The organism is Pseudomonas sp. CC6-YY-74, from assembly GCF_002025205.1.
GTDB lineage: Bacteria > Pseudomonadota > Gammaproteobacteria > Pseudomonadales > Pseudomonadaceae > Aquipseudomonas > Aquipseudomonas paeninsulae.
Genome location: NZ_CP019947.1, coordinates 3,152,743 through 3,174,961, shown reverse-complemented (window position 1 = coordinate 3,174,961; position 22,219 = coordinate 3,152,743). Strand labels below are relative to the sequence as shown.

The following is a 22,219-nucleotide window of genomic DNA, read 5'->3' as shown; positions in this document are numbered from 1 at the left end:
ACAAAATGTAGGAGCGAGGGGGGCGCCGAGCCCCATGCCCGCGAAAGCCGTTCGAGCAAAAGCTTCGTGGGCATGAACTAGGCGTCCCCGCCGCTCCTACGAATTTCATGCAGGCTAGGTGTGGTCCTTGGGTTTCCAAGTCTTGAGCAGCAGCGCATTGCTCACCACGCTGAGGCTGGACAAGGCCATGGCGGCCCCGGCGAGCATCGGGTTGAGCAGGCCAGCGGCGGCCAGGGGGATGCCGATCAGGTTGTAGACGAAGGCCCAGAACAGGTTCTGCCTGATCTTGTTGTAGGTGCGCCGGCTGATGTCCAGCGCCGCCGGCACCAGGCGCGGGTCGCCGCGCATCAGGGTGATGCCGGCGGCATGCATGGCCACATCGGTGCCGCTGCCCATGGCGATGCCGACATCCGCGGCAGCCAGCGCCGGGGCATCGTTGATGCCGTCGCCGACCATCGCCACCACCCCGTTGTTTTTCAGCTCGCCGATAATCGCCGCCTTGTCTGCCGGCAACACTTCGGCATGCACGGCGTCGATGCCCAGGGCGCTGGCTACCGCATTGACGCTGCCGCGGTTGTCGCCGCTGATCAGGTGGCTGCTGATGCCTTGCGCCTTGAGCTGGGCGATGGCCTCGGCGGCGCCGGCTTTGAGGGTGTCGCCGAAGGCAAACAGCCCCAGCACCTGAGGCGTCGGTGCCTGTTCGATCAGCCAGGACAGGGTACGGCCTTCGGCTTCCCAGGCCAGGGCCTCGGCGACCAGGGTCTGGTTGTGCAGCCAGCCCTCCTCGAGCAGGCGTTTGTTGCCCAGGGCCAGCTGGCGTTCGCCGATCTGCCCGGCAATCCCGCGTCCGGCCAGGGCCTGGCTGTTGACCACCTCGGCCAGCGGCAGCTGCTGGGCGGTGCATTCATCCAGCACGGCCTTGGCCAGCGGGTGTTCGCTGCCACGTTGCAGGGCGCCGGCCAGTTGCAGCAGGCTGGCGGTGTCGCCATCGAGCGCGCTCATGTGGGCGATTCGTGGCGTGCCAGAGGTCAGGGTGCCGGTCTTGTCGAACGCCACTGCCGTGACGCCATGGGCCACTTCCAGCGCCTCGGCGTCCTTGATCAGGATGCCGTGGCGCGCGGCCACTCCGGTGCCGGCCATGATCGCCGTTGGCGTGGCCAGGCCGAGGGCGCAGGGGCAGGCGATCACCAGCACGGCGACGGCATTGAGCAGCGCGGTTTGCAGCGTGGCGCCGAACAGCAGCCAGCCCAGCAGGGTGGCCAGGGCGAGCAGCAGCACCGTCGGTACGAATACCCGACTGACCTTATCCACCAGTTTCTGGATCGGTGCCTTGGCCGCCTGGGCGTCCTCGACCAGGCGGATGATCGTGGCCAGCACGGTTTCTGCGCCCAGGGCGGTGGTCTCGATCAACAGGCGGCCCTCGCCGTTGATCGCCCCGGCGGTAACCTTGTCACCCGGCTGCTTGGGCTGCGGCAGGCTCTCGCCGCTGATCAAGGCTTCGTCGGCATGGCTCTGGCCTTGCAACACCTGGCCGTCGACCGGGAAGCGCTCGCCGGGCTTGACCAGCACCTGATCGCCCAGGGTCAGGGCACTCAGTGCCACCCACTGCTCGACGCCATCGCGCAGACGCAGCGCCTGATCCGGGCGCAGTGCCTGCAGGGCACGAATGGCGCTGGTGGTCTGCCGTTTGGCGCGGCTTTCCAGGTATTTGCCGAGCAGGATCAGGCTGATGATCACCGCCGAGGCTTCGAAGTACAGGTGCGGCATCGTGCCGCTCGGGGTGATCGCCCATTGATAGAGGCTCAGGCCATAGGCGGCGCTGGTGCCCAGGGCGACCAGTTGATCCATGTTGCCAGCACCGGCGCGCAGGGCTAGCCAGGCGGCGCGGTAAAAGCGCGCGCCGAGGACGAACTGCACCGGCGTGGCCAGGGCGAACTGGAGCCAGGCCGGCAGCATCCAGTGGGCGCCAAACGGCTCCGCCAGCATCGGGATCAACAGTGGCGCGGTGAGCAGCAAGGCCAGTGCCAGCGCCCAGCGCTCGCGCTGCAAATGACGTTCGGCCTGGGGCTTGGCGGGCGTCTCGCTATCCAGCAGGGTGGCCGTGTAGCCGGCTTTGGCGACTGCCTGCAACAGGCTTTGTGGGTCGAGACCCGCAGTGACCTGTAGCAGCGCGTGCTCGGTGGCCAGGTTGACGCTGGCCGTGAGGACGCCTGGCAGTTGCGCCAGGGCGCGCTCGACGCGGCCGACGCAACTGGCGCAGGTCATGCCGCTGATGGCCAGCTCCAGGCGTTCGCTGGGCACTTCATAGCCGGCGCCGGCGACGGCGGCGAGCAACTGCTCCAGGCTGTCCACTGGCGCCTCGATACGCGCCTGTTCGTTGGCCAGGTTGACCGTGGCGCTGGTGACGTTGGGTACTTTGCGCAAGGCGCGCTCGACGCGGCCGGCGCAACTGGCACAGGTCATGCCGCTGATAGGCAGGTCGAAAGTGGTCAGGCTGGACATGGAGGAGCCTCGGTTAAGTTCCGCTACAGGATCAACCTTGACCCATGGGGAAGGTCAAGTGTTGTTTTATGCCTTGACCTTACCTGTGGGGGAAGACGGACACTGAGCACATCCCGCAAAATGCGGACGTACATTTAATCAGGAGGTTGCACATGCAAGCATCAAAGGTTCACACATTCAGGATCGACGGCATGACATGCGAGCATTGCGTGAAGACGATTACCGAGGCCTTGCAGGCGCGTGATCCGGCTGCCGATGTAAAGGTGAAGTTACAAGGCGGTGAGGCGCGCGTGGTAAGCAGCTTGTCGAGCGATGAGCTGATCATTGCAATTGCCGAGGCGGGTTATGGCGCAGGCCTGGCGTAACCATCGATGCCGTCATGCACCCGCGGCGGTTGACCCGGGAGAGTAGCCCGGCGGCAACCTGGGGCAGGTTGTGCGGGCCATGCGCTTCCCCGGATTGCATCCGGGCTACGAGAGCCGGGCAAGGTGGAGAGGCTTCACCCATCCACCAATAGCGGGGGATGACCAAAGCGTCATCCCCCTTAGCACCTATCCTTGCTGCCAGTCGCGCACCAGGCCGCGAAAGCAGGCGTCGATCATCGGTGCGCTGTCGCTCAACGGGTCGAACAGTGTCGGATCGCGCAGCCAGTCGCTAAACAGGCCGATGATCATCGCGTGCAGTGTGCGGGCCGCCAGGCGTGGGCTCATACCTGGCTGCAGGCGCGGTTTGACGCCGGGCTGGTCGAACTGCTGTTCGCACAGGGCGATGAACTGATTGATAAAGGCGGCGTGGCGCTGCTCCGCCTCACGCAGTTCGTCGGTGAATTCGCAGCGGCGCAGGAGAATGGTGAAGATGCGTTGCTGCTGCGGGTCGCGGGCGAGGTTTTCGATGGCCTCGATACACAGTTCGCGCAACGCCAGCAGGGGATCGCGCCCGGCGCAGGCGCTCAGGCGCATGGCCATTTGCTCGGGTGGCAGGCGCACCTGGCTGAGCAGCTCGTGAAACAGGTGAGCCTTGTTCTCGAAATGCCAATACACCGCCCCACGGGTGACTCCGGCGTGGCGGGCGATATGCTCCAGGCTGGAGTGGGCCACACCTTTTTCCAGAAACAGTGTCTCGGCGGCGGCGAGGATGGCGCAGCGGGTCTGTTCGGCTTGTTCTTTGGTTCTGCGCATGACGGTCGGGTGGATTCTGTCTAGGCTCTGCATTGAGGAACAGAGTGTACTGAATTTGAACACGATGGTTTGTTTACAAGCAGCAGTGTATGTAATTAGCATCGTCACCTTTGTGCGGTACGCATTGTGTTGCTCCGGAGAGCCTTATGTTTTTTGTCCGTCACCTCGCGCTTGTTCTTGGGGCGTTAGCCTATGGCGCGCTGGCGCCCATGACCCAGGCCGCTGAGGCTCCCCCCGCACCTGAAGTGCTGGTGGAGACCGTCAAGGTTGGCCCGCTGCCGCTGGAGCTGGAGTACTCGGCCCGCACCGCGGGCTTTCGTGAGGTACAGGTGCGTGCCCAGGTCAGTGGCATCCTGCAGGAGCGTACCTATCTGGAGGGCAGTGCGGTCAAGCAGGGCCAGGTGATGTTCCGCATCGACCCACGCACCTACCAGGCCGCCCTGGCTCGGGCCAAGGGCGCACTGGCCCAGGAACAGGCGCGTTTTCGGCAGACCGAACGCGACCTCAAGCGGATCCGCGAGCTGCAGAAGAAGGGCTACGCCAGCGAGAGCGAGCTGGACAATGCGATTTCCAACTTCGAGCAGAGCAAGGCCAACATCCAGGCCGCCGAGGCCGAGGTGCAATCCAAGCAGATCGATCTCGATTACACCACGGTGAAGGCGCCGATCTCGGGGATCACCAGCCGCGAAACCGTTTCCGAGGGTAGCCTGATGGTCGCGGGCGATCCGAACGCCAGCTTGCTGACCAACATCACCCAGCTCGACCCGATTTTCGTCAATTTCGCCGCCCCGGACACCGATGTTGCGGTTGTGCGCAGCGGTTTGAAAAGTGGCGCGCTGACCCTGCCTGAAGACCAACACATGCGTGTCGAAATCAAGTTCGGCGATGGCTCGGTCTATCCATTGGCAGGCAAGGTGGACTTCACCGGTAGCCTGATCGACCGCAGCACCAGTACCGTCAGTGCTCGCGCCGTGGTGCCCAACCCGGAACAGAAGCTGCTCCCCGGCCAGTTCGTGCGGGTCGTGGTCAAGGGCATCACCTTGCCCGGCGCCATCACAGTGCCGGAGCGCGCGGTTGCGCAAGGCCCGCGCGGTACCTTCGTGTACGTGGTCGACGCTCAGAACATCGCCCGCACGCGCCAGGTCAGCACCGGGCGCACCGCCAATGGTCGCTGGGTGATCGAGTCCGGCATCAGCGCCGGTGACCGGGTGATCGTCGAGGGGTTGCCCAAGGTGCGCCCGGATACGCCGGTCAAGGTCGCCGAGCCCAGCGACTCATCCGCCAAGCAGTCCTAAGGAGCGTACCCCGTGTTCTCACGCTTCTTTATTGATCGCCCGGTTTTCGCCGCAGTTATCTCCATCATTATCGTACTCGCCGGCCTGATGGCCATGCGCGCGCTGCCGATTGCCCAGTACCCGCAGATTCTGCCGCCGCAGGTGTCGGTCAGCGCCGGTTATTCTGGCGCCAGCGCGCAGGTGATCGCCGAGACCGTGGCCGCGCCGCTGGAGCAGTCGATCAACGGCGTCGAGGGGATGATCTACCAGCAGTCAAACTCCGGCGGCAACGCCATGAGCCTGTCGGTGTATTTCCAGGTCGGCACCGATCCCGATCAGGCCACCATCGACGTCAACAACCGGGTCCAGGCCGCCCTGGCCAAGCTGCCGGAAGAGGTGCGTCGGCAAGGCGTCAAGGTGGAGAAGAAGTCCTCGGACATCCTCCAGGTGGTTGCCCTGTTCTCCCCGGATGGCTCGCGCGACCCGGTGTATATCAGCAACTACGCGCTGATCAACGTGATCGACGAGCTCAAGCGCTTGCCGGGGATCGGTGACGCCCGCCAGTTCGGCTCGAAAGACTACTCGATGCGCATCTGGCTGCGCCCGGACAAACTGGCACAGTACAACCTGACGCCGGCCGATGTGGTCAGCGCCATTCGCGAGCAGAACTCGCAGTTCGCCGCCGGCAGCTTCGGCCAGCAACCGCTGCAACAGGAGCAGGACTTCACCTATACGGTGACCACCCAGGGGCGGTTCACCGATCCGCAAGAGTTCGAGAACGTGATTTTGCGCAGCGACGAGACCGGCGCCAGCCTGCTGTTGAAGGATGTGGCGCGGATCGAGCTGGGCGCCCAGGACTACTCGCTGATGACCTCGCTCAACGGTCAGAAGAACGCCGCCTTCGGCATCTACCTGCAACCGGGTGCCAACGCGCTGGACACCGCCGAAGCGGTGCGGACCACGCTGCAGCGTCTGTCGAAGAACTTCCCCGAGGGCATCACCTACAAGATCCCCTACGACACCACCAAGTTCGTCAAGGTCTCCATCGAGGAGGTGATCTACACCTTCTTCGAGGCTCTGGTGCTGGTGGTGCTGGTGGTGTTCATCTTCCTGCAGAACTGGCGCGCCACGTTGATTCCGTTGCTGGCCATTCCGGTGTCGCTGATCGGCACTTTCGCCGGCATGTACCTGCTCGGTTTCTCGATCAACCTGCTGACCCTGTTCGGCATGGTGCTGGCGATTGGCATCGTGGTGGACGACGCCATCGTGGTGATCGAGAACGTCGAGCGGGTCATGAACGAGGACAAGATCGGCCCGCGCGAGGCGACCATCAAGGCCATGCAGGAGGTCACCGGGCCGATCGTCGCCATCGTCCTGGTGCTCTGCGCGGTGTTTGTGCCGGTGGGCTTTCTCGGCGGCCTGGCGGGTGAGATGTACAAGCAGTTCGCGATCACCATCGCCGTGTCGGTGGTGATCTCCGGCATCGTCGCGCTGACCCTGAGTCCGGCGCTGTGCGCGGTATTGCTCAAGCCGGGCCATCAGCAGCCGGCCGCACCGTTCCGCGCCTTCAACCGCCTGTTCGACCGCCTCACCAACGGTTACACCGCTGGCGTACGCTTCTTCCTCAAGCGTTCGGCGATCGGCCTGCTGCTGTTTGGCGTGATGATCGCACTGATGCTGGCGCTGTTCAGCCGAGTGCCCAGCTCACTGGTGCCGGATGAGGATCAGGGTTATGTGATCAATGCCTACTTCCTGCCACCGGCGGCCTCGCTGACCCGCACCGAGAAGCTGACCAGCGCGGTCACCCAGCAGTTGATGGACCACCCGGCAGTCGCGGATGTGGTGACCTTCGCCGGTTTCGACATTCTCACCTTCGGCACGCGCAGCAACGCCGGGGTGTCCTTCGTGCCGCTGAAGGACTGGAGTGAGCGCACCACGCCGGAACTGGACGCGCGCAACCTGACGAAAACCTTCATGGCCATGGGCGCGGCGCAAAAGGATGGTCTGGTGATGACCTTCAACCCGCCGCCGATTACCGGCATGAGCACCACCGGCGGTTTCGAGGGGTTTATTCAGGATCGCAGTGGTGGCAGCACCGCGCAGTTGGCCAGCAAGGTCACGGCTTTCCTCGAGGCCACGGCCAAACGGCCGGAGCTGGCCGGGGTGCGCACCACCTTCAGTGCCAACGTGCCGCAGTACTACATCGACCTCGATCGGACCAAGGCGAGTGCCCTGGGCGTGTCGATCAGTGATGTGTTCACCGCCATGCAGGCGACGTTCGGCAGTTACTACGTCAACGATTTCAGCCTGTATGGGCGTACCTTTCAGGTCAGCCTGCAATCGGAGTCGGAGTTCCGCAGCAAGCCGGAAGACCTGGCCCAGGTCTATGTACGCTCGTCCAGCGGCGAGCTGGTGCCGTTGTCCAGTCTGGTCAAGGTCGAGCGGATTCTCGGCCCGGACAGCTACGCGCGGTTCAACGTCTACCCGGCGGCGAAGATTCTCGGGGGGCCGGCACCCGGTTACAGTTCCGGTCAGGCCCTGGCGGCAATCCAGCAAGTGGCCGATGAGATGCTGGGCAGCGACTACAGCATCGGCTGGACCGGTTCGGCCTTTCAGGAGCAGGCCACCCAGGGTTCCGGCAGCACTGCGTTTGTTTTCGGTCTGATCATGGTGTTCCTGATTCTCGCGGCGCAGTACGAGCGCTGGACCCTGCCGCTGGCGGTGGTGAGCGCCGTACCGTTCGCGGTGTTCGGGGCGATTCTGGCGGTCTGGCTGCGCGGCATCGAGAACGACGTGTACTTCCAGGTCGGCCTGTTGACTCTGATCGGGCTGGCCTCGAAGAACGCCATCCTGATCGTCGAGTTCGCGGTGATCTGCCGCAAACAGGGCATGGGTATCTTCGAGTCGGCATTGGAGGCTTCGCGCCTGCGCTTTCGGCCGATCATCATGACCTCGCTGGCCTTCATCCTCGGCGTGGTGCCCCTGGTCATCAGCAGTGGCGCCGGCTCAGCCAGCCGCCACTCGATCGGCACCGGGGTGATTGGCGGCATGCTGGCGGCGACCTTCTTGGCGATATTCCTGATCCCGATGTTCTACCTGCTGGTGGAATCCTTGGCGGAAAAACTGCGCAAAGGCCGGAACAAAGCCGAAGAGCCGGCCGGCGAGCCATAGGCGCAGGGCGGTCGAGGACGGCCAGGTTAGCGGCCTGCCCCGATAGCAAATTCACCACGCCCAGCGAAGGCCGCGTACCCGGTAGCGCCGGTACCAACAGCGGAAATGCCGGAAATGCCGGAAACGGTGGGTTACCGCGCGTCAGGCTGCGCACTCCGGGCGGGGATGGAGGCACGCGGCAAACTCCCCTACGTCTGGCGTTGGATTGGTTTATCGGCGCCGGGCCCGCCCCGTCAATATCCACATTCAAACTGCCCTGGAGCTCCATGCCATTACGCCTTTTGCTGATCCTCGGCGCTTTGAGCGCGTTTGGCCCCCTGGCCATCGACTTCTACCTGCCGAGTTTTCCCACCCTGGCGCGGGTTTTCGCCACTGACGTCGAGCATGTGCAGTTGTCGTTGGCCGCCTATTTCATTGGCCTGGCGCTGGGACAACTGATCTATGGGCCGTTGGCCGACCGTTTCGGCCGGCGCAAGCCGCTGCTCGCCGGGGTGCTGCTGTTCAGCCTGGCCTCGCTGGCCTGTGCGCTGGCACCGAGCCTGGAATGGCTGATAGCCGCGCGTTTCGTCCAGGCCCTCGGCGGCTGCGCCGGCATGGTGGTGAACCGCGCCGTGGTGCGCGACCTGTGCGACCCAATTACCTCGGCCAAGGTATTTTCCCAGTTGATGCTGGTCATGGGCCTGGCGCCGATCCTCGCGCCGCTGGCCGGTGGCATGCTCTTGAGTTGGCTCGGCTGGCAGTCGATCTTCGTCTGCCTGTTCGCGTTCGGCGTGCTCAGTTGGCTCGGCGTGGCGCTGTGGCTACCGGAAACCCTGGCTGTCGACGCGCCGAGAGCGCCATTGCGCGGCGCGCTGGGCGAGTACCGGCGGCTGCTCGGCGACTTGCCGTTTCTCGGCCATGCGCTGACCGGCGGCTTGGCCGTCGCCGGAATGTTCGCTTATATCGCCGGTTCGCCCTTCGTCTTCATCGAATTGTACGGCGTACCGGCCGAGCACTACGGCTGGCTGTTCGGCAGCAATGCCCTGGGCTTTATCCTGGTGGCGCAACTCAATGCCTGGCTGGTGGCGCGGCATGGGCCGGGCTATTGGCTGCGGCGCACGGTGTGGTTCTATCTGGCCTGCGGTTTGCTGCTGCTAGCGATTGCGACCTCGCGCCCGACGGCGCTGTGGCCCCTGTTGATTCCCTTGTTCGGCTGCATCGCCTGCCTCGGCATTCTCCTGCCGAATGCCTCGGCCTGCGCCATGGCCGGCCAGGGCACGCATGCCGGCAGCGCCTCGGCATTGCTCGGTTGCCTGCAGTTCGGCATAGCCGCCAGCGCTGCGGCATTGGTCGGTGTGCTGCATGACGGCAGCGCCTGGCCGATGGCGCTGGTGATCTGCGGCTGCGCCGCGCTGGCCGTACTCTGCTCGCGCTTCACCCGCTGGGCGGAGCGGCGTAGTGGCTATCCGGGTTGGTAAGCGGGGTCGTCCCGTCTTCGACGCCGCGCTGTCGCGCAGCAAACGTGGGCACTCAAGGATCAAGACCGTAGATGGGTGAGGCGCCCGCAAATTGACCTGCTGTCAGCAGAACAAACGCGCCGTAACCCATCATCGATATTCGCCCTGTCAGCGGCTACAGGCATAAGCCGCCCGATGGGTATCGCTGCGCTCAGCCTACGCGGCCCGCACATCCTACGGTCTCGGGCTGCATGCCACGTGGACGGTTCGACGCCTCGACGTGGAGACGATCAAGCGATCTCGAGCAATCCGCCCGATCTGGGGCAGTCCACGAACAGGGTGTCACTCGCCGAAGGCAGTGCACCACTGGCCGCTTGGCGCGCCACAAAGGCTGGCGGTTTTTCGCAGCGCTCCGATCGGAACGCCGCCCGGATCTCCCTGCGTTCTGCTGCTCAGCTGGCGGCGCGTTGTATCTGACTCGGCCATTGATGCGGGGCTTACAGGCGCGTTTCAAGGGTGGCGACGAACTGGCGGGCTTCGGCTTCGCTGCGGAAGGTCACGCTATGGCGGGCGAAACGTACTTGCCAGCAGACACCTTCGGCTTGCTGCAGTGACTGAATGCTGATGTTCATGAACGACACCTCCGCGAGTTAGGCGGATCAGTCTAGTCCTGGCAAATGTACGTTTCCTGACAGGGATCAAGTGGCCGACTGGTGGTGGTCGGCCTGCGCCGTTCATCGCTGCCGCTGCAACTGTTGCACGGCCAGGCTGGCCAGGCGGGTGAACTCGGTGACCAGGGCGATATCGCTCTGGCTCGGCCGTTTGGGGTGGTCGTAGTAGATGCCGAAGGTGCCGAGTACCCGCGCGTTGTCGTCCTTGAACGGCAGCGACCAGCAGGCATGTAAACCGGCGGCCAGGGCCTGGGTGCGAAACGCCTGCCAGTAGGGATGAGTATCGAGGTTTTCCGCGATCACCAGTTCGCCGCTGCACGCGGCGTGACCACATGAGCCGAGTTCGAGCCGCGCCGGCAGGCCGTCGATGGCCTGCCGATACAGCTCGGGCAGGCTGGGCGCGGCGACCAGACGCAGGCACTGCTGCTCGTCCAGCAGCATGATCGACACCTGCATGTGCGGATTGAGATCCTGTAAACGCTGGCTGATGCCGTCGAGGATGTGCGCCAGGGGGCGGCGGGCGAGCAATTCATCGAGTACCGCGTTGCGCGCGTGCTGCAGTTGCTGCAATTGCTGGCGGTCATGAATGTCATGCAGGCTGCCGTTGAGCATGCTATTCGATGGGCTGTGGCTTAACTGAATGTCTATCCAGCGCAGTTGGCCCTGGCGGGTGAGCAGGCGGAATTCGCCACGCAGGCCGGTCTGCTGGCCGTTGTCGATGGCACTGAGCTGCTGGTTGAAGCGCGCCGCGTCTGCGCCGTCGAGAAACTGGGTCAACGGTCGACCGAGGCATTCGTAGCCGGCATAGCCGCTAAGCTTTTCCCAGGCCGGGTTGAGAAAGTTCAGGTGGCCGCTGGCGTCCGTCAGCACTATCACTTCGTTCAGCTGTTCGACCAGTTCGCGGTAACGCCCCTCGCTGGCTTGCAGTTCGAGATTGATCTGCTTCTGTTCGCTGAGATCGATGTCGATGCAGTACAACTCCAGTTGGTCGCGGCTGTTGGGCAGCATCGAATGGGTGGAGTACACCCATACCTTGCTGCCGTCCTTGCGCTGCAATTGCAACTCCGCTGCGGCAATCGGCGGGCCACCGAGCAGCCAGCGGTTGATTGCGCTGATGGCCTTGCTGCGCGCGGCGGGCGGGATGATCAGCTCTTCCAGACGCCGGCCCATGGCTTCCTGCAGGCTATAGCCATAGAGCTGGGTGCTGGCCTGGTTCCAATAGATCACCCGACGTTCGCGGTCATAACCCTGCACGGCAATCCGCGGGGTTTGCTCGAACAGTTGGCGGAAACGCTGCTCGCTTTCACGCAGGGCGGTTTCGTCGCGCTTCTGGGGGCTGATGTCCTGCACGGTACCGAGGATCTGCCCATTGGCGTCCGCCTCGCCCCGCAACATCAGCCAGGTGACCTGTTGTTGCGTCGGTTGATGCAGACGCACACTGGTTGCCATCGGCGTGTGCTGTTCGCGCAGACTCTGCAAGGCGCGCTGCAGGGTCGGGCGCTCGGCCGGGTAGAGCCAGCTGAGCAATTGCTCGGTGCTGCTGTATTCACAGCCCGGGTCGCGGCCTAGCAGTTGCAGGGCCTCAGGGCTCCAGTGCATGTGCCCATCATATTCCCAGCTGCCGAGGGCGGCGTTGCGCTGGGTGTGCTGCAGCAGTCGGCTGTTGTGCGCCAGGGCGTTGAGCAACTCATGCCGGGCGCGGCGGTTACGGTAGCTGAGGTAGAAGATCAGCAGGCTGCTGAGCAGTACGAAGAACACGGCCTTGGCGGTTTGCAGCTGGCTGTTCAAGGCTCTGTCGTTGACCATGGCCATCAGTAGGGAGTCGCTGGCGAGAATCCAGACGCTGCTGAACAGGATGTAGACGCCGGCCAGGCGCACTGGGGCTGTTAGCTCGGAACGCATCCTTACCTCCGATGAGTCGCGGGTTCGCGAGAGGCCGCTGGGCATGCCGTAATCTGCCTGGCATGCCTTGAGCGTACTTGTAGTCTAGTCGGCTGTTGGCCGCTTGTTGGGGGAAAGGGCTGCCAGCGCCGCGCTGGCAGCCCGCCTGCCGGCGAATAGCCAGATAGCAGGCGCCAGCGGGGTGAGTGGCGGGGTCAGTCGCTGCTGTCGTGGTGACCCAGTTCCAGGTAGTTGACCTTGTGCAGCTTGCCGTTGCTGTCGAGGAAGGTGATGGTCGCGGGCACCACGCGGACCTTGTTCGAGTTGTCGCTGATCTGGATGACTTTCTGGATATCCAGGGACATGCCGTAGTGATAGTCCACCGCTTGCACGTCTTCAGGGTTTTGGCTGAGAGGGGTTTGGGCCCACGTTGCGCCAACGATGGCGAAGCTCGCGGCGAGGGTGAGGGGGATGAGAGGTTGCATGATGCTGACCTGGTAAGAATGCTCACATCTCAATAGATCGATCAACCGGCATGCCGTTACAGGCTCGACATGCCGTTGCTCGGCGTTGCCGGGGGCCGGCAACGCCACGGTTTCAGAACCCCTCGAGCACCACCTTGCCGCGGGCTTGGCCGCTTTCCAGCAGGGTGTGGGCGCGGCGCAGATTGGTCGCATTGATGGTGCCGAAGTGTTCGCCGAGGGTGGTTTTCAGTACGCCGGCATCAATCAGTTCGGCGACATGATCGAGCAGGCGGTGCTGCTCGATCATGTCGGCGGTTTCGAACAGCGAGCGGGTGAACATCAGCTCCCAATGCAGCGACAGACTCTTGCCCTTGAGCTTCATCACGTCCAGCGGTTGCGCGGGGTCGTCGATCAGCGCCAGGCGCCCTTGCGGAGCCAAGGCTTCGACCAGTTGAGCGAAGTGCTGGTCGGTCTGAGTCAGGCTGGCGACGTGGGTCACCTGATCGATGCCGATGCGCTTGAGTTCTTCGCTCAGGGGCTTGCTGTGGTCGATCACGTGGTGCGCACCCAGCTCGCGCACCCAGGCCTGGGTCTCCGGGCGTGAGGCGGTGCCGATCACGGTCAGCCCGGTGAGTTGACGGGCCAACTGGGTGAGCATCGAGCCGACCCCGCCGGCGGCGCCGACGATCAGCAGGCTCTGGCCCTGATCGGTGTTGCCTTCGGCAATCTGCAAGCGCTCGAACAGCAATTCCCAGGCGGTGATTGCGGTCAACGGCAGCGCCGCGGCCTGGGCGAACGACAAGCTGCTGGGCATGTGACCGACGATGCGTTCGTCCACCACATGCAGCTCGCTGTTGGCGCCGGCGCGGTTGATCGCGCCGGCATAGAACACCTGGTCACCCGGTTGAAACAGGCTGACCTCGCTACCTACGGCTTTGACCACGCCGGCGGCGTCCCAGCCGAGCACCTTGGGTTGCCGATTCTCTGGCGCCACGTTACTGCGGATTTTAGTGTCCACCGGATTCACCGAGATGGCTTTGACCTCGACCAGCAGGTCTCGCGGGCCAGGGCTGGGCGCTGGCAGTTGCAAGTCCTGCAGCGACTCGGGGTGTTCGGCGGGTAGCGATTGCAGGTAGGCGATGGCTTTCATAAGGGTTCCTCGATCTGGGGGCGCAGTCAGATGATGCGTCGCAGGTGGTTGAGTTCGACACTGACGAGTTGCGCGTTGAAGGCCGCGCCGAATGCTCGGTAGTGCGCAGTAGCCTGATGTGCGGCGAGGGCCTCGGCGTCGAGCCATTGCTCGATCATTACCAGGACATTGTCAGCGCTGTGCTGTTGGTGCAGGTCGTACTGCAGGCAACCCGCCTCGGCGCGGCTGGCGTTTACCAGTTTCTCCAGGCCTTCGAGCTGCAGGGCATCGGGAGCCCGGTGCAGGGTCAGGGTGGCGATCAGGGTGATGGGTGTGGGCATGGGGGGACTCCAGGTTAGAGAGCCATGCTCGTCTATTTATTAACCCGAAAAAAGCGTATGGGAGTAGAGTCTCTTTCAATATTTTTTTGAAAATGGCCCGCCATGTTGCGTTTCGATGACTTGCAGCTGTTCGTGCGCACTGCGGAGGCCGGCAGCCTGTCAGCCGCTGCCCGGCTCCTGGATATATCGCCGGCGGTGCGAATCGCGCCCGAATCCAATGCTAGAGTCGCGCCCCATGAACCTGCCCCGTAACGACCGCTCGCTGATCGCCTGGATGCTGTATTTCAGCGTCCTGTTCAGTGCGTTCGCCTGCAGCATCGGCCATGGCCAGATGGCCGGTTTACAGCTCAGCGGCCTGGATGGTCAGTACTGCTCCTTCGAGGGCAATTTCGCTGCCGGAGTGGATCTGACTGGTTCCGGGATACCTGCGGTCAGCCCGGCCACGGGTTCCGGTTGCTCGCTCAGTTCGACCTTCAGTGCCATCATCCTCGCCGCCTTTTTCGGCCTGCTCGGGCTGCTCGCGGCCAGTCGCCCGCCGCTGGCTGCGCCAGCCTTGGTCCCGCGTCCCGTCCGCTATCTCTGGCCCTCGGCCAATCCCCGCGCCTCCCCGTCGCTCGCCTGATTTCGGCAAACCTTCAAGGTTGAATGCTGCCCAGAGCAGCCGGTTGAGTCTGTTGGCACCGCGCCGACGGCCAACCGACCAATGCGTTACCGCGCGCCGCAGCAGATGGCTCGGCGCCGCCACCCCCGATGATTTGGAGAGTCCGCATGTTGAAGAAAACCCTGCTCCTGGCTGCACTGCTCGGCACCAGTCTGCTGGCCAGCGCCCACGACTACCGGGTAGGCGAGCTGCAGATCGAGCACCCCTGGTCGCGCGCGATGCCGCCGGTGGCGCCGACCGCCGCAGCCTATTTCGTGGTGCACAACCAGGGCCCGGAAGCCGACCGCCTGCTCAGCGTACAAACCCCGGTGGCCGCCAAGGCCGAGATGCATGAGCACATGCATGCCGATGGCCTGATGAAGATGCAGCAGGTGCAGAACGTGGCGATTCCGGCCGGTGGTGCAGTGAAGTTCGAGCCCATGGGCTACCACGTGATGCTGTTCGGCCTGCAACAGCAGGCCAAGGAGGGTGAGCGTTTCCCGCTGACGCTGACCTTCGAAAAGGCCGGCAAGGTCGAGGTCCTGGTTGTCGTGCTCACGGAAGCGCCCGCAGCCACGACTGCGCCCGCGACCCAGGACGCCGCCCATCAGCACTGATGATGGCTGTCTTGACCGGGGACAATGAGCGTCCTGCCACACTGGACAATAATTGCGGCAGGACTCACGGGCACTGATCGATGCAGGCACCAGCACAGCTAGTTAACCGTCGCAGGGGGCTGAAGCCAGCATTGCTGGCCATGCTGTTGCTCTGTATCGGCCCGCTGCTGTCGCAGTGGCTGGTGCCCGCGCAACCGCCCGGGCGCGCCGAGCTGGGTTGCAGCGAACACCCGGCCAGCCACTCTGCGGGTGCCAGCGACAGCCATGCGCATGATCCGCTGTGGGCCAAATGCGGCTACTGCACCCTGTTGTTCAGCAGCCCGGCGCTGGCCAGTCCGGCGTTGGTGCTGCTCGGGTCAGCGCTCTTCGCTACGCCCTCTATCCCTGCCGGCGGCTCGCAGCATGTTCCCGCTTCGCCGGTATTCCCCGGTTCGCGCAGTCGCGCGCCGCCGTTGCTTTGCTGATCGTTTTTGTTGCTCTCACGCGCCAGCACCCTCTGTAGGACGGCTGTTGCCGGCGCGCTGGATTGTCTCGATCTTGGAAAAATCATGCCTGCCCTTACCTGTGCTCGTATTCCAGGCGCCTTGCGTCTGCCTGCCCCTTTTCGCCTGGCGCCGCTGTGCGCTGCCGTGTTCTGTAGTTCTCCGGCGCTGGCCGATGACGCGGCCATCGCATTGCCCCCGCTGGTCATCACCGGCGCCAGCCATCACTCACCGCTGACCGTGGTGACCGACCCCAAACAACCGCGCCAGCCGATGCCGGCCAGCGATGGCGCCGACTACCTGAAGACCATTCCGGGTTTCAATGCCATTCGCAACGGTGGCGCCAATGGCGATCCACTGTTTCGCGGCATGTTCGGCTCGCGTCTGAACATCCTCATGGACGGCGGTCAGATGCTCGGCGCCTGCCCCAATCGCATGGATGCGCCGACCTCCTACCTGTCGCCGGAGAATTTCGACCAGCTAACCGTGATCAAGGGGCCGCAGAGCGTGCTCTGGGGGCCGGGCGGTTCGGCCGCGACCATTCTCTTCGAGCGCGACACCGAGCCCTTCAACGAACTGGGCGGGCGTGTCGATGGCAGCATTCTGGCCGGCTCCAACGGCCGCTTCGACCGCCGCATCGATGCCACTGCCGGTGGCCGCCAGGGTTATCTGCGGGTATTGGCGAACAAGGCCCGGGCCGACGATTACCAGGATGGCAACGGCGATACCGTGCCGTCGCGCTGGGACAAATGGAACAGCGATGTGCTGCTTGGCTGGACCCCGGACGACGACAGCCTGATCGAACTCAGTGGTGGCCGTGGCGATGGCGAGGCGCGTTACGCCGGGCGTGGCATGGACGGCAGTCAGTTCCTCCGTGAGAGCCTGGGGCTGCGCTTCAAGAAGGACAACATCGGCGAGCTGTTCAGCGCGCTGGAAGGGCAGGTGTATTACAACTATGCCGACCACGTGATGGACAACTTCAGCCTGCGCACTCCCTCGGGCAGCGGCATGATGGCCAATCCGCTGGCCAGCAATGTCGATCGCCGCACCCTGGGTGGCCGTCTGGTCGGCACCTGGAACTGGCAGCAGGTCGAGCTCAAGAGCGGTATGGATGGCCAGCGCAACGAGCACCGCAAGCGCGCCTCCAGCTTCACTATGATGAACAGCGCTTATACCGACTACGACCAGTTCGCCTGGGACAAGGACGCGGTGTTCCACAATTATGGCCTGTTCGGCGAGCTCACCTGGAATGTCACCCGCGGTCAGCGCTGGATTGCCGGTGCGCGGCTGGATCGCGCCTCGGTCAAGGATTACCGCCAGACCCTGGGCAGCGGCATGACCCTGCGTGCCAACCCGACGGCCGACGAAACCCGCAGCGATACCCTGCCCAGCGGTTTTCTGCGCTATGAGCAGGATCTCGCCGGCGTGCCCGCGACTGTCTATGTCGGTCTTGGTCACGCCCAGCGATTCCCCGATTACTGGGAGTTGTTCTCCGCCAGCCATGGCCCAGTCGGTTTTGTCCAACCGATGGAAAGCCTCGTCCCGGAGAAAACCACCCAGCTCGATTTCGGCGCGCACTACCGGCGCGACAAGCTGGAGGCCTGGGCGTCTGCCTATGTCGGCCAGGTGCGTGACTACATCCTGTTCAGCTACGGTCCAGGGATGATGCCGGGGCATACCCGTTCGCAGGCCAGCAATATCGATGCACGCATCATGGGCGGCGAGTTGGGCGCCAGTTACCGCCTGGACAGCAACTGGAAAACCGATGCCAGCCTGGCTTATGCCTGGGGCAAGAACAGCTCGGACGACCGCCCGCTGGCGCAGACGCCGCCGCTGGAGGCCCGCTTCGGCCTGGGCTATGAGCGCAGCGACTGGAGTGCCGGGGCGTTGTGGCGGGTGGTTGCCGCGCAGAACCGGGTGGATCAGGGCAAGGGTAATGTGGTCGGTAAGGATTTCGGCAAGAGTGGTGGTTTTGCCGTGTTCTCGCTCAATGGCGCTTACCGCATCAGTGCCTCGGTCAAGCTCAGCGCCGGGGTCGACAACCTGTTCGACCGGGACTACGGCGAGCACCTGAATCTGGCGGGCAACGCCGGCTTTGGCTTCTCGGCGGATGATCCGCAAGCGGTCAACGAGCCGGGCCGTATCCTCTGGAGCAAGCTCGACTTCAGCTTCTGAGTGCGCCGGTCCGCCGCGCTGGTCGCTGCCCATACCGGCGGCCAGCACGGCGGTGCCAACTTCGTAGGATGTGGCGGGCCGCGTAGGCTTGAGCGCAGCGCTACTCATAGGCGATTGAAAACGCCCTAGGCAGATGCTGGCTAGCAGCAGGTCTCAGGGCGCAGGCTGGGCGTTCAGCAGTTGCATCAACTGCCCCTCGGCCTTGAGGCTGGCGAACGCGCCGCGGCTACGCGTCACTATCTCGTCGGCCGTCGAATTGCTGTAGGCCATATAGAGGTCGCTGGTGAGCGCGTCCAGGGTGTAAACCTGCTCCAGGCTGGCGTAGTCGACCCCAGTCTCTGCGCACAGCAGGATGACGTCGCGCTTCGGCATGGGGACCAACTGGACCTGCCGATTGAGCAGTCGCTTGAAGTTGTCGCGGTTGTGCGCCGCGACCACCAACTTGGTGAAATCCTCGGCCTGCAGGTACTCATGGCGCACGTCGTCGCGCAATACGCCAATGCTGTAGTTTTTTGCGTCCGCCAGTGAGTGCACTCGAATGTCCGGCTGCTCGCGCAGTTTGTAGAAGTGATATTCGATGCGCGTGACCTCGCCCACCCACTTGAACAGCGGCTCGCGCTCCGGGGTGCGGGCGATCAGGTAGATCAGCACGTCGGGTTGCTGCAACGCCATGTCGTAGGCGCGCGCCCAGGGGTACAGGGCCAGGCTGTAATCATTGAGTCCGGCGCGCTGCAGCATGGCTTCGACCACCCGACTCGCCGGCCCGGCCACTTGGCCGTCTTGCAGGTAGCTGTAGGAGGTGTCTTCGGTGACGGCCTTGATGCTTTCGGCGTGACTGCTGGCGCAGAGCAGTGCCAGCAGCAGGGCGAACCAGATGGTTGGGCGCAATCTCATGAGGGGCCTCGGTGTGGTTATCAAACGGCGATTCGATTGCGCCCCAGATGCTTGGCCCGGTACAGGGCCTGGTCGGCGCGCAGCATGAGCAAATCGAAATGATCCATCGTCTCCGGCTCGAACTGGGCGACGCCGATGCTCAGCGTCACATAGGCGGCCACCGGCGAACTGCTGTGTTCGATCGCCAGCTGCGCCAGCTCCAGACGCAGACGCTCTGCGGCCGTGCGTGCGGCCAGCGCATCGGCGCCCGGCAGCAACACGGCAAATTCTTCGCCGCCGATCCGCGCCACCAGCTCGCCAGCGCGGGCGAAGACCCTGTTCAGGGTGGCGGCCACCGCTTGCAGGCATTGATCGCCGAGGGCGTGACCGTAGGTGTCGTTGTACAGCTTGAAGCAATCCAGGTCGCACATCAGCACCGACAACGGCTGGCCCAGGCGCAAGGCACGGCGAAACTCGACGTCCTTGAGTTCGTCGAAATGCCGGCGGTTGGCCAGTCCGGTCAACGGGTCGCTGCGCGTGAGTTCCTCCAGGCGGCTATTGGCCGCGCGCAACTCGACCGTACGCGCTTCGACCAGCTCGGCCAGGTGGTCGCGGTGCGCCGCCAGGTCGTGTTCGTCCTGGCGTTGCCGCTCGAGGTAGGTCGACAGTTTGTCTTGCAGGCCGTTGACGCCCACCGCCAGCAGGCTCAGTTCATCGTGGCGCGCCTCCGAGCGGCCGAGGCGCAGGGTCTGCTTGAGGTTGGCGGGGGATAACTGGTTCAGGTGGCGGGCGATATGCTGTACGTGCACGGTGACCGAGCGGTTGAACATCCACATGATCAGCCCCGCCAACAGCAGCGACTGGATGATCTGGGTGAGGACGATGCCGGCCACCTCCATTTGCAGGCGCTGCCAGAGCAGCTGCTCATCGCCTTCGAGGGTCAGCTCGCCGACCGTCTCGCTGGCGCCGGGATAGGGCGCGTAGATCAGCATGTGCTGTAGCACGGGCGCCAGTGCTGAGGGTGGGCGCGATCCGCTCTGCTTCTCGAGTATTTCGGCCGGGCGGCCGGCGCGCAGAATGCGCAGCTGCACTCGGCCTACGGGGGCGACCTGGGCGACGCTGTCGAGTTGGGTCTGCAAGGATTCATGATCCACTTCCCAGAGCGCCTTGGCCAGCGTGCGCTGGAACACCTGGTCGATCAGGGTCAATTCGCTGGTCATCGCGGCCAGGTTGCTGTGCCATGCCGACCAGGTGCGCACTGCGACCGTGATCAGGGTGAACACCAGGCAAAACACCAGGGTCGCCAGCACCAGCCGGCGGCCAAGCGAGCCTACTGGCCTGGGGCGCGTCACCTCGCTGGCAGGCAGGCCAAACACGCTACAACCACTTCCTGGCGATGGCGTCGTAGGTGCCGTTGCTGCGGATGGCTTGCAGACCCTGGCGGAAGCGCTCGACGGTGGCGTCCGCGGTCTGCAGGCTGAAGGCCATGTTCAGTCCGTCGTCACCACCGAGGCCGGGCAGGCTCAGCACGGGCACCACCATGCTGGCTGGGTCTTCGCCTGCCTGGCGGATCAGGTACAGGGCGTTTAGCTCGATGGAGATCCACAGATCGACCCGGCCGAGTTTGAATTTTTCGTAGTTATATTGGTACTTGTTGTTCGACTGCAGGTTCTTGCCGACGGTGAACCCCTTGGCTTTCAGGTACTGCTCACCGGCGTCGTCCTTGACCGTGGCGATCTGGTACTGGCGCGCCTCGTCGAGGCTATTGAGGCTGATATTGCGCTCGGGCCGCGCGTACAGGTACCAATGCATCGGCGCGACCACGCCGACCCACTTGAACAGGTGCTCGCGTTGGGCGGTGCGGGTGATCGAGTAGATCAGCACGTTCTCGGCATTCAGCGCGATGTCGTAGGCGCGTGCCCAGGGCATGGACTGGATGCTCGCCTGCTCGCCGATTTCCTGCAGTACCGCCTGTACGACTTCGGTACTCATGCCAGTGAGCTTGCCGTCCTGGGTCATGTTGTAAGGCGGCAGCTCCTCGGTGACGATCTGGATCTGGTCGAGCGCAACGGCCAGCTGCGCGAAGCCGGCCAGCATCACGAAGAGCAGGGCGCGGGCGCTTGGGCAGGTGAACATGGGCAGTTTCATCGGCTCGGCGATCTCGGCGGCGGCAATAGGCAGGTGCGATTGATAGCAATGATAGCCATTATCTGGCCATCATTTTTCGGTCATCTGATCAAGTTACACCTTCTGTGTCGGCGCCGGGCGCGCAAACTTCAGGGTGCTCAGCTTAATCGTGCCTCCAGGCTGTTCTGCGCCAGGCGCTGGGCTTGCTCTTGGGTCATGCCCAGGCTGTCGTGCAGGGCGGCGAAGTTCTCGTTGACGTAGCCACCGAAGTAGGCCGGATCGTCCGAGTTGACCGTGACCTTGACCCCGCGCTCGAGCATCTCGAGGATGTTGTGCTGGCGCATGTCGTCGAACACTCGCAGCTTGGTATTCGACAGCGGGCAGACGGTCAGCGGGATCTGCTCGTCGATGATCCGCTGCATCAGCCGCTCGTCCTCGATGGCGCGCACGCCGTGGTCGATGCGTTCGATCTTCAGCAGGTCCAGCGCCTGCCAGATGTACTCGGGCGGGCCTTCCTCGCCGGCGTGGGCGACGGTCAGATAGCCTTCGCTGCGCGCCTTGGCGAACACCCGCTGGAACTTGCTCGGCGGGTGGCCCAGCTCCGAGCTGTCGAGGCCGACGGCGATAAAGGCATCGCGAAACGGCATGGCCTGCTGCAGGGTGTTGAACGCTTCTTCCTCGGACAGATGACGCAGGAAGCTGAGAATCAGGCCGTGAGTAATTCCAAGCTGTTGCTCGCCATCGACCAGCGCCTGCTTGATCCCGCGCAGCGCCACCTCGAAGGGGATGCCGCGGTCGGTGTGGGTTTGCGGATCGAAGCACGGCTCGGTGTGGATGACGTTCTGCGCCTTGCACTTGAGCAGGTAGGCCCAGGTCAGGTCGTAGAAATCCTGCTCCGTGCGCAACACGTCGGCGCCCTGGTAATACAGGTCGAGAAACTCCTGCAGGTTATTGAAGGCGTAGGCGCCGCGTAGCGCCTCGACATCGTTCCAGGGCAGTTTGATCTTGTTGCGCGCGGCCAGGGCGAACAGCAGTTCGGGCTCCAGTGAACCCTCCAGGTGCAGGTGCAGTTCGGCCTTGGGCAGGGCGTTGAGCCAGTCGTACATGATGAGGTCTCGCTATTGGGCGGGGTCGAGGACGAGTTTAACTGCTGGTATCGATTGGCGCGTGGGTTGTAGTTCGAGGATGGCGGCACAGGCATTGACCGTGGGAGTGGCTTCAGCCGCGATATTCCAACGTTTTCGCGGCTGAAGCGGAT

The 22,219-nt window shown here is 64.0% G+C and carries 19 protein-coding genes and 1 pseudogene; 9 read left to right on the top strand and 11 right to left on the bottom strand.

Features of this window, described 5'->3' with window-relative positions; genetic code table 11:
- Window positions 1-114: 114 nt before the first annotated feature.
- Window positions 115-2,502 (bottom strand): heavy metal translocating P-type ATPase, encoded by a 2,388-nt coding sequence (locus B2D37_RS14470; RefSeq protein WP_079203342.1) that lies wholly within the window; start codon window positions 2,500-2,502, stop codon window positions 115-117.
- Between the two features lie 152 nt (window positions 2,503-2,654).
- On the opposite strand from B2D37_RS14470, the gene B2D37_RS14465 reads away from it, so the two are divergent.
- Window positions 2,655-2,867 (top strand): heavy-metal-associated domain-containing protein, encoded by a 213-nt coding sequence (locus B2D37_RS14465; protein ID WP_079203341.1) that lies wholly within the window; start codon window positions 2,655-2,657, stop codon window positions 2,865-2,867.
- Between the two features lie 186 nt (window positions 2,868-3,053).
- Here the strand turns inward: B2D37_RS14465 and B2D37_RS14460 are convergent, their stop codons facing one another.
- The gene (locus tag B2D37_RS14460; RefSeq protein ID WP_079203340.1) at window positions 3,054-3,680 is read right to left on the bottom strand and encodes a TetR family transcriptional regulator; all 627 of its coding nucleotides are present in this window, start codon (window positions 3,678-3,680) and stop codon (window positions 3,054-3,056) included.
- A gap of 209 nt (window positions 3,681-3,889) precedes the next feature.
- On the opposite strand from B2D37_RS14460, the gene B2D37_RS14455 reads away from it, so the two are divergent.
- From B2D37_RS14455 to B2D37_RS14445, 3 genes are all read left to right on the top strand, one after another.
- Window positions 3,890-4,975, top strand: a complete 1,086-nt coding sequence (locus tag B2D37_RS14455) for an efflux RND transporter periplasmic adaptor subunit (RefSeq protein WP_256573083.1) — start codon at window positions 3,890-3,892, stop codon at window positions 4,973-4,975.
- A 12-nt stretch (window positions 4,976-4,987) separates the two neighbouring features.
- Complete coding sequence (locus B2D37_RS14450; RefSeq protein ID WP_079203338.1) at window positions 4,988-8,125, top strand: efflux RND transporter permease subunit; 3,138 nt, start codon at window positions 4,988-4,990, stop codon at window positions 8,123-8,125.
- A 266-nt stretch (window positions 8,126-8,391) separates the two neighbouring features.
- A complete protein-coding gene (locus tag B2D37_RS14445) occupies window positions 8,392-9,582 on the top strand; it encodes a Bcr/CflA family multidrug efflux MFS transporter (RefSeq protein WP_079203337.1) in 1,191 nt (396 codons plus the stop codon).
- 476 nt (window positions 9,583-10,058) lie between these two features.
- Here the strand turns inward: B2D37_RS14445 and B2D37_RS23745 are convergent, their stop codons facing one another.
- From B2D37_RS23745 to B2D37_RS14425, 5 genes are all read right to left on the bottom strand, one after another.
- A complete protein-coding gene (locus B2D37_RS23745) occupies window positions 10,059-10,193 on the bottom strand; it encodes a hypothetical protein (protein ID WP_256573082.1) in 135 nt (44 codons plus the stop codon).
- 102 nt (window positions 10,194-10,295) lie between these two features.
- The gene (locus tag B2D37_RS14440; RefSeq protein WP_177345229.1) at window positions 10,296-12,134 is read right to left on the bottom strand and encodes a bifunctional diguanylate cyclase/phosphodiesterase; all 1,839 of its coding nucleotides are present in this window, start codon (window positions 12,132-12,134) and stop codon (window positions 10,296-10,298) included.
- A gap of 194 nt (window positions 12,135-12,328) precedes the next feature.
- Window positions 12,329-12,598 carry a DUF2790 domain-containing protein gene (locus B2D37_RS23355; RefSeq protein WP_177345228.1) on the bottom strand — a complete coding sequence of 90 codons (270 nt, stop codon included), beginning with the start codon at window positions 12,596-12,598 and terminating at the stop codon, window positions 12,329-12,331.
- A 112-nt stretch (window positions 12,599-12,710) separates the two neighbouring features.
- Complete coding sequence (locus tag B2D37_RS14430; protein ID WP_079203334.1) at window positions 12,711-13,727, bottom strand: zinc-binding alcohol dehydrogenase family protein; 1,017 nt, start codon at window positions 13,725-13,727, stop codon at window positions 12,711-12,713.
- Window positions 13,728-13,753: 26 nt separating this feature from the next.
- Window positions 13,754-14,047, bottom strand: coding sequence for a putative quinol monooxygenase (locus B2D37_RS14425; protein WP_079203333.1), 294 nt, complete (start codon window positions 14,045-14,047; stop codon window positions 13,754-13,756).
- A gap of 102 nt (window positions 14,048-14,149) precedes the next feature.
- Here B2D37_RS14425 and B2D37_RS23130 point away from each other — a divergent pair.
- From B2D37_RS23130 to B2D37_RS14405, 5 genes and pseudogenes are all read left to right on the top strand, one after another.
- A pseudogene (locus tag B2D37_RS23130) lies at window positions 14,150-14,254 on the top strand (LysR family transcriptional regulator); the annotation flags it as partial.
- Window positions 14,255-14,282: 28 nt separating this feature from the next.
- Window positions 14,283-14,669 carry a DUF2946 domain-containing protein gene (locus B2D37_RS14420; RefSeq protein WP_079203332.1) on the top strand — a complete coding sequence of 129 codons (387 nt, stop codon included), beginning with the start codon at window positions 14,283-14,285 and terminating at the stop codon, window positions 14,667-14,669.
- Window positions 14,670-14,815: 146 nt separating this feature from the next.
- Window positions 14,816-15,304, top strand: coding sequence for a copper chaperone PCu(A)C (locus tag B2D37_RS14415; RefSeq protein WP_079203331.1), 489 nt, complete (start codon window positions 14,816-14,818; stop codon window positions 15,302-15,304).
- Window positions 15,305-15,444: 140 nt separating this feature from the next.
- On the top strand, window positions 15,445-15,768 hold the full coding sequence (locus tag B2D37_RS14410; RefSeq protein WP_256573081.1) for a DUF2946 domain-containing protein: 324 nt from the start codon (window positions 15,445-15,447) through the stop codon (window positions 15,766-15,768).
- A gap of 84 nt (window positions 15,769-15,852) precedes the next feature.
- On the top strand, window positions 15,853-17,961 hold the full coding sequence (locus B2D37_RS14405; protein WP_079203329.1) for a TonB-dependent copper receptor: 2,109 nt from the start codon (window positions 15,853-15,855) through the stop codon (window positions 17,959-17,961).
- A 153-nt stretch (window positions 17,962-18,114) separates the two neighbouring features.
- Here the strand turns inward: B2D37_RS14405 and B2D37_RS14400 are convergent, their stop codons facing one another.
- From B2D37_RS14400 to B2D37_RS14385, 4 genes are all read right to left on the bottom strand, one after another.
- Complete coding sequence (locus tag B2D37_RS14400) at window positions 18,115-18,855, bottom strand: ABC transporter substrate-binding protein (protein ID WP_079203328.1); 741 nt, start codon at window positions 18,853-18,855, stop codon at window positions 18,115-18,117.
- Window positions 18,856-18,875: 20 nt separating this feature from the next.
- On the bottom strand, window positions 18,876-20,210 hold the full coding sequence (locus tag B2D37_RS14395; protein ID WP_218190325.1) for a GGDEF domain-containing protein: 1,335 nt from the start codon (window positions 20,208-20,210) through the stop codon (window positions 18,876-18,878).
- Window position 20,211: 1 nt separating this feature from the next.
- Window positions 20,212-20,970, bottom strand: a complete 759-nt coding sequence (locus tag B2D37_RS14390; RefSeq protein WP_154067097.1) for a transporter substrate-binding domain-containing protein — start codon at window positions 20,968-20,970, stop codon at window positions 20,212-20,214.
- Window positions 20,971-21,119: 149 nt separating this feature from the next.
- Entirely contained in the window at window positions 21,120-22,067 is a 948-nt protein-coding gene (locus tag B2D37_RS14385) for an adenosine deaminase (protein WP_079203326.1), read from the bottom strand.
- Window positions 22,068-22,219 lie beyond the last annotated feature (152 nt).

Excerpts from the sequence above, each read along its gene's own strand:
- B2D37_RS14400 (WP_079203328.1), bottom strand. The coding sequence starts at position 18,855 with ATGAGATTGCGCCCAACCATCTGGTTCGCCCTGCTGCTGGCACTGCTC.
- B2D37_RS14455 (WP_256573083.1), top strand. The coding sequence starts at position 3,890 with ATGACCCAGGCCGCTGAGGCTCCCCCCGCACCTGAAGTGCTGGTGGAG.
- B2D37_RS14460 (WP_079203340.1), bottom strand. The coding sequence starts at position 3,680 with ATGCGCAGAACCAAAGAACAAGCCGAACAGACCCGCTGCGCCATCCTC.
- B2D37_RS14390 (WP_154067097.1), bottom strand. The coding sequence starts at position 20,970 with ATGTTCACCTGCCCAAGCGCCCGCGCCCTGCTCTTCGTGATGCTGGCC.
- B2D37_RS14445 (WP_079203337.1), top strand. The coding sequence starts at position 8,392 with ATGCCATTACGCCTTTTGCTGATCCTCGGCGCTTTGAGCGCGTTTGGC.
- B2D37_RS14440 (WP_177345229.1), bottom strand. The coding sequence starts at position 12,134 with ATGCGTTCCGAGCTAACAGCCCCAGTGCGCCTGGCCGGCGTCTACATC.
- B2D37_RS14425 (WP_079203333.1), bottom strand. The coding sequence starts at position 14,047 with ATGCCCACACCCATCACCCTGATCGCCACCCTGACCCTGCACCGGGCT.
- B2D37_RS14430 (WP_079203334.1), bottom strand. The coding sequence starts at position 13,727 with ATGAAAGCCATCGCCTACCTGCAATCGCTACCCGCCGAACACCCCGAG.
- B2D37_RS14465 (WP_079203341.1), top strand. The coding sequence starts at position 2,655 with ATGCAAGCATCAAAGGTTCACACATTCAGGATCGACGGCATGACATGC.
- B2D37_RS14415 (WP_079203331.1), top strand. The coding sequence starts at position 14,816 with ATGTTGAAGAAAACCCTGCTCCTGGCTGCACTGCTCGGCACCAGTCTG.
- B2D37_RS14410 (WP_256573081.1), top strand. The coding sequence starts at position 15,445 with ATGCTGTTGCTCTGTATCGGCCCGCTGCTGTCGCAGTGGCTGGTGCCC.
- B2D37_RS14420 (WP_079203332.1), top strand. The coding sequence starts at position 14,283 with ATGAACCTGCCCCGTAACGACCGCTCGCTGATCGCCTGGATGCTGTAT.
- B2D37_RS14470 (WP_079203342.1), bottom strand. The coding sequence starts at position 2,502 with ATGTCCAGCCTGACCACTTTCGACCTGCCTATCAGCGGCATGACCTGT.
- B2D37_RS14405 (WP_079203329.1), top strand. The coding sequence starts at position 15,853 with ATGCCTGCCCTTACCTGTGCTCGTATTCCAGGCGCCTTGCGTCTGCCT.
- B2D37_RS23745 (WP_256573082.1), bottom strand. The coding sequence starts at position 10,193 with ATGAACATCAGCATTCAGTCACTGCAGCAAGCCGAAGGTGTCTGCTGG.
- B2D37_RS23355 (WP_177345228.1), bottom strand. The coding sequence starts at position 12,598 with ATGCAACCTCTCATCCCCCTCACCCTCGCCGCGAGCTTCGCCATCGTT.
- B2D37_RS14385 (WP_079203326.1), bottom strand. The coding sequence starts at position 22,067 with ATGTACGACTGGCTCAACGCCCTGCCCAAGGCCGAACTGCACCTGCAC.